The organism is Bradyrhizobium sp. JYMT SZCCT0428, assembly GCF_018131075.1.
Taxonomy (GTDB): domain Bacteria; phylum Pseudomonadota; class Alphaproteobacteria; order Rhizobiales; family Xanthobacteraceae; genus Bradyrhizobium.
Window position 1 is genome coordinate 1 of the sequence record NZ_JAFCLS010000135.1, and the last position, 4,100, is coordinate 4,100.

The 4,100-nt window shown below is 59.0% G+C and carries 3 protein-coding genes and 1 pseudogene; 1 reads left to right on the forward strand and 3 read right to left on the reverse strand.

The features are described 5' to 3' along the window. Positions 1 to 280 precede the first annotated feature (280 nt). The 3 genes and pseudogenes from JQ575_RS43840 to JQ575_RS43850 all read right to left on the reverse strand — a co-directional run bounded on the left by JQ575_RS43840 (position 281) and on the right by JQ575_RS43850 (position 2,240). Positions 281 to 1,311, reverse strand: a pseudogene (locus JQ575_RS43840) (IS110 family transposase). Between the two features lie 204 nt (positions 1,312 to 1,515). After that, on the reverse strand, positions 1,516 to 2,010 hold the full coding sequence (locus tag JQ575_RS43845; RefSeq protein WP_212039341.1) for a hypothetical protein: 495 nt from the start codon (positions 2,008 to 2,010) through the stop codon (positions 1,516 to 1,518). A 29-nt stretch (positions 2,011 to 2,039) separates the two neighbouring features. Further along, positions 2,040 to 2,240, reverse strand: a complete 201-nt coding sequence (locus tag JQ575_RS43850; protein ID WP_212039342.1) for a hypothetical protein — start codon at positions 2,238 to 2,240, stop codon at positions 2,040 to 2,042. A 377-nt stretch (positions 2,241 to 2,617) separates the two neighbouring features. Here JQ575_RS43850 and JQ575_RS43855 point away from each other — a divergent pair, with 377 nt between their 5' ends. Continuing rightward, positions 2,618 to 3,838, forward strand: coding sequence for a vanadium-dependent haloperoxidase (locus tag JQ575_RS43855; protein ID WP_212039343.1), 1,221 nt, complete (start codon positions 2,618 to 2,620; stop codon positions 3,836 to 3,838). Positions 3,839 to 4,100: the final 262 nt, after the last annotated feature.

Here is a 4,100-nt window from a genome sequence, read left to right on the forward strand (position 1 = left end):
TGGGTCATGTGTGGACGACGCCCGCATTGCAAGAAGAATCTGACGTGCGGCTTGCGGTCGGGTGCAAGTCATGTGTCCGCCTGTTTGCGCGGCACCGTGACCGCTGGCCCTGATGTAGTCCGCGGATCGGGTCCCAATCATTCGCACGGGCTTGGTCGCCCATGACCCAGAAGCGGGTTTTCCCAATCGACGGCTCGACCGTTTCGCATCACGTCATCATCACCCTCGCAATTCGATTGTCTTACTCCGCTGTCGCCTCACGCCACATTGCCGAGCCTCTTCAGGCGGCTGCAGCAAGCTCCGGCGCGCGATAGCATCCTCCCTTGGCCATGATCGCCCAAGCGATGCGCGCCATCTTGTTGGCAACCGCAACGGCAACGAGCTTTGCCGGCTTTTTGGCCAGCAGCCTCATGATCCAGGGATGCTTTTGTGGATGCTGCCGGGCTTGTCGAACAACAGCCGTTGCACCGATGACGAGCAAGCGTCGGATATAGCGATCTCCCTGCTTGGAGATGCCACCGAGCCGCTCCTTGCCACCCGTCGAGTGCTGCCGCGGCACAAGGCCGATCCATGCCGCAAAGTCTCGACCGGTTTTGAAGCCGCTCGGATCTGTGACAGTGGAAGCGAGGGCCGTGGCTCCGATCACACCTATCCCGGGCACGGTCTCGAGGCGGCAGCTCGTGTCATTGGCACGATGATGGGCGCTTATGGCGCGATCCAGGGTTCCGATCTGCAGTTCTAGAGCAGTGAGTTGATCGACAATGGTCTGCAACGCCAGTTTCATTGCAGATGGAAGAAGTTCGCGATTACTCTCGTCCGTGATGATCACGGCAAGCTGCGCGAGACCTTCGCGCCCTGTCGCCGCAACGAGGCCGAACTCGGCAAGGTGGGCTCGGAGCGCATTGACCAGCTGCGTGCGCTGACGGACTAAAAGATCCCGTGTTCGATGTAACATCAGCAAGGCTTGCTGATCGGCCGACTTGATTGGCACGAACCGCATCGATGGGCGTGTCACGGCTTCACAGATCGCAGCTGCGTCGGCAGCATCGCTTTTCGACCGTTTGACATAACCCTTCACATAGCTCGGCGGCATTAGACGAACGGTGTGACCGAGCTTGGAGAGTTCACGTGCCCAATGATGACCGGTTCCGCAGGCCTCCATGCCAACAGGCAAGCGGGAAGCTTACTAAAGAAGTCCAAGAGCTGCTTGCGCCGCAACTGCCGGGTCATAACGACCTTGCCCGCAATGTCCACGCCGTGAACTTGGAATACGTTCTTGGCGAGATCAACGCCGATGGTGCTAACATACATGTGGACGACCCCCTCAGGTGATTCGTTGTTCAACGATCACCCCTTTGGCACATCCGATGCCGGGAGCGGGCGTCGTCCACCACATCATTCGCGTCGGTTTGACCGGACCACGGCGACTTCCGGTCTAAAGTGAACGGACATTCTCAGGATAGGCGAGCATGTCTCAAAGGTGCCATTAGGAGAAGCCGGGTCCGCTCCGCAGCGTCATGTCGCAGTCAGGCTCGGCCGACGTGGCGGCGAAGCCAGTTGGTGGAGAATGGCGACGAGCTCGGTGTGCACAGGCGATGTCCGGTCACTGAACGCCTCGATTGGGTTAGCTTCGGTGAGTCGGTTGAGATGTGTGAGCAGGCGAATGCGCCGACGGCGGGTGAGTTTGGCCTCGGACGAGCGCCAGCGGAAGAACAGGCGATACAGCTCACCGTCTCCGAAGAGCTGGTTAAGTTCGTGTATCGTGACGTAGGCAAGGAACAGGACCATCAACCATATCTGAATTGACAAAAAACGCGCCAACGGAAATTGACCAGCGAAGTGGTCTCCGAAATCGGCGATAGCGCCGCCTGCGGCGACGAAATGGACGAGTTCCTCGGCCAGCCGCACAGTCAAAACGCACAGCCAGTATATGGCGCTCTTGAACAAGATGGGCTGGATCATTGGCGCGCCGTCGAAGCGGCGCATGAAGGGTAGGTTGTCGGTTACCAAAACGGCTTTTCCGACCAGTAACGCCGCTACTAGCGCGCGGTGAAGAAGCCGCTGTACTCGATGCCGTGCTCCTGCAGGATCAGACGTTTGGTCCATAGGATCAGGTTGAAGCCGACGAAGAAGAAGATTGTTGGCGGAAGCGCATGCCTTACCTGTGTGAGCCACCAGGTGACGGCCCGCCGCAGGAGCGTTGTCGGCGTGGAGGCAGCGGCAATAGCGGGCTGATTCATATGTTACCTCCCAGTGATTGCGCCGAGCCATCCTAGGAAAGGAGACACGGCATCGGCTCGTCAGAAATGCAACGTTTTTGACTAACGCTCCCCCGAGAAGAGGTAAACGGTTCGGGCGTTGACCTACCTCAATGATGGTTGGGAAAACTGGCTTCGTCCGCTTTGGGGCATTCGCGTCGTTTTGCCGGTCTGACCATGACTTCCGGCCCTCCCCCGGAATGGAAGCGGACATCGCCAGATCGGCTCGGCTCTTCCGCTTCGTGATAAAAGTAGACATAGGTCACTCCTTTGCTTTTTCTCCCGCTCGTTCGCAAACTCGGGTAAGCTCCAACTCACCATCCAACTGAGCACTGGAGTTACAGCGGACGGGGAGCGACATGAAACACACAGCCGCAGCAATCGGCATTCTGATCTCTTTCGCGACATGCACGGCGAATGCCGACACCGTCACAGACTGGAATCAGACAGCGATCGGGGTCCTCAAGGCTGAGAATATTGCCGGCAATCCGTGGACCCGCGGCATGGCGATGGTCCATGTTGCGATGTCCGATGCCGTCAACTCGGTGCAGGGCCGATATGCCCGCTATATTGCCACAGGGGATTTGGCGCGCGATGCATCGGCCGAAGCCGCAGCCGCGTCGGCGGCCCGGCAACTCCTGCTCCAACTTTATCCCGGTCAGAAAGCCTTGATTGAGGAGGCTTACACCACCTCGACCAAGGCGATCCCGGATGGTGCAGGGAAGACCTCGGGCTTAGCGCTTGGCGAAAAGGTGGCTGCGCTCGTCCAGGCCGATCGCGCGGCTGACGGCACCAGTGCCCCCGACACTTACCGGCCCGTTGCCACGCCGGGAGTATGGATACCTACCACGCCGCCAATAATGGCCCAATATGCCCAAGCGAAGCCTTGGGTGCTTAAGAGCGCCGACCAATTCCGCCCAGGCCCGCCCCCACAATTGACAAGCGCGATTTATGCGCGCGATTACAACGAGACGAAGAGTCTAGGTGGCATCCGAAATACGGCGCGGACAGCGGAGCAGTCCGACATCGTGAAGTTTTGGACGCAGGCGAATATCAGCCCCGCCTGGCAGGAAGCGGCGCGACAGATCTCGGCGGCCAAGGGATTGGGACTCGCGGAGAATGCCCGGCTCTTCGCCTTGCTCAACATGGCGATGGCGAACACCTTCATTAACGACTGGGATGCGAAGTTTACCTACAACTTCTGGCGTCCGGTCACGGCGATACGCAACGGCGATATGGATGGCAACGATGCCACCGAGCGCGACGCCGGCTGGACGCCGTCGAATGCAACGCCGATGCACCCGGAATACCCATCACAGGCGGCGATCGTCGCCGGAGTGTCGGCACGAGTGCTGGAATTGGTTGTTCCGTCCCCGCATGGCGTATCGGTGACGGCCACCGACCTCGTCGATCCAACAAAGAAGCGTCAGTTTGCCAGCATCAAAGAATTGGCGGACGAGCAGTGCAATGTGCGGGTTTGGGGCGGGATCCATTTCCGCAACTCGCTCGACGTCGGCGTGGACATGGGCAAGAAGATTGCCGACTACATGGTGGAACACTCGCTCAAGCCCTCGCAATGAGGCCCCAAAAAATTTGAAATTTGAGAAATTCCTGACCTTGTAGGGCTGAGAGTCAGACCGCTATCAACCATCTGACGTCCGCTGCGGGTCAAACTGAGAAGGTCGGGCGGGCAACCGGGAAGTCGGCTTTGCCCTCCCTCAACAGCGGACTTCGTCAGAGGCCATCGGCATGTCTCAAAAGTGCCGATTTTGTTGCAAAAGTCAGTTGAGACAGGCCGCGAAGCGTGATTCCGTTGTGATGACGCGATTCTCGGTGAGGTCG

Coding starts and splice junctions, on each gene's coding strand:
- JQ575_RS43850 (WP_212039342.1), bottom strand. CDS start 2,240: ATGAATCAGCCCGCTATTGCCGCTGCCTCCACGCCGACAACGCTCCTG.
- JQ575_RS43855 (WP_212039343.1), top strand. CDS start 2,618: ATGAAACACACAGCCGCAGCAATCGGCATTCTGATCTCTTTCGCGACA.